Consider the following 1,445-nt stretch of genomic DNA (forward strand, 5'->3'; position numbering starts at 1 on the left):
CGAGAGGGCGCCGCGGTCGACCGCGTAGTCGTACGCGGCGTAGGCGTCGGGCACTTCGATGACCAGGTCGAGGATGGTGTCGCCGTGCCGGGAGACGTGCCGGGCGATCCGTTCGGCCCGCTCGGTGAAGGGGTGCAGGGCGGAGCTGACGATCAGTCGGGTCGCCCCGGACTCCAGGACGAAGGAGAGCGTGTCGGGACGGCCGGTCTCGGGGCCCGCGTACGCGGTGCACCGCATGGCCAGCGCGGAGCAGTAGTAGCGGGCGGTGCGGCGGGCGTCGTTGGCGGCGCGCTGGGCGGCCCGGCGGTCCTCGTCGCAGGCCCGGGCCCGCTCGGCGCAGGCCAGGTGGCGCCGGTCGCACTCGGCGGCGGCCTCGGCCAGCTCGCGCCGCGCGCGACTCCAGCCGGACCGCTCGCGCAGCCGGAAGGCCAGGCCGGCCAGCGCGTCCGCACGCCGGCGGGCCTGCTGGGCGCTCTCGCGGCGCTCCTCGTACAGCGCGGCCAGGGTGGCCCGCTCGGCCTCCGCCTCGCCGTGCTCGGCGCGGGCGGTGGCCAGCTGGGCGGCGGCGAGCTTGGCCTGCTCGGTGGCGGTGGAGGCGGCCTCGGCCAGTTCGGTGAGCGTGCCGGGCGGGCAGCTGGACTGCCAGGAGGCGAGCCGGGCGGCCAGCGCGCCGGCGGCGCCGAGCCGGGCGGCCAGCTCGCGGATGTGCTCCTCGCGGGCGGTGGCCCGCCCGCGCAGCTCGCGGCGTTCCTGGTCGGCGGCGCTCTCGTCGTGCATGGCCGGGTTCGGCGGCACCAGGAAGAACGCCGGCTCGTCGGTGATCGGGGCGATCAGGGAGGCGGCCGCGCCGACCGCCACGGTCGAGCACGGCAGCAGGGCGGCGGCCTGCAGCGCCTCGCGGGCGCGTTCCAGCGAGGCGGGGTCGGTGACCACCACGCCGTCGACCAGCTCGGGGCGGGCGGCCAGGATCCGCTCGTGGTCCACCGGGTCGACGGACTGGGCCAGGTAGCGCCAGCCGGGCAGCGCGGGGATGCCGTGCTCGGCGAGGTACTCGACGGTGGCCAGCACGTCCGGGCCCGGCGGCAGCAGGCCGCCGTCGCCGAGCGCGGCCAGGATCAGCGAGTCGTCGGCGGGCGCGGTGCGCAGGTCGAACAGGGTGCGCCCGGCGGCCGCGACGGTGCTGTCCAGCAGCTCGGTCAGGTCCTCGGCCGCGCGGTCCAGGACGGCGGGGGTGAGCCGGTCCACCGCCGGGTCCTCGGCCTCCTCGGTGGGGTCGCCGTCGTGGTAGGGCTCCAGCGAGAGCAGTTCGGCCAGCCGCGGTTCGGCGGCCAGCAGGGCGGCGGTGAGCTGCTCGGCGGCCAGCGCGCGCTGGGTGGCCGGGCGGGCGTCGGCGGCGCGGGCGGCGGCGAGGTCGGCGCGGCCCTCGGCGGCGGCGGCCTCCCGGG

Annotated in this window: 1 pseudogene; it reads right to left on the reverse strand. The window is 78.8% G+C overall.

The window, feature by feature from the left end:
• Nucleotides 1-1,445, reverse strand: a pseudogene (locus tag ABD323_RS41100) (hypothetical protein); the annotation flags it as partial.

The organism is Kitasatospora nipponensis (assembly GCF_039528135.1).
Taxonomy (GTDB): Bacteria; Actinomycetota; Actinomycetes; order Streptomycetales; family Streptomycetaceae; genus Kitasatospora; species Kitasatospora nipponensis.